Annotated in this window: 1 pseudogene; it reads left to right on the top strand. The window is 61.1% G+C overall.

Going from position 1 to position 234, the window contains the following annotated elements:
- Positions 1-234, top strand: a pseudogene (locus tag ACPYOJ_RS36930) (hypothetical protein); the annotation flags it as partial.

Below are 234 nucleotides of genomic sequence, written 5' to 3'. Positions count from 1 at the left end.
ATCCTGAAATGGTCAAGGAAGTTCTCGACACCATGGTCGGGCCCGCCCGTGACGGAATGACGATGATCTGCGTGACCCACGAAATGGGTTTCGCGCGTCAGGTCGCCGATCGGGTCATCTTCATGGCCGACGGCGAGATCATCGAGGAAAACGATCCCGAAAATTTCTTCCGGGCACCTAAACACAAGCGGACACAAACTCCCCTCCCCCACCCCCCCCCCCCCCCCCCCCCCC

Source organism: Rhizobium sp. SVR5-9E (genome assembly GCF_056755095.1).
This window is presented reverse-complemented; position numbering and strand designations above follow the sequence as displayed.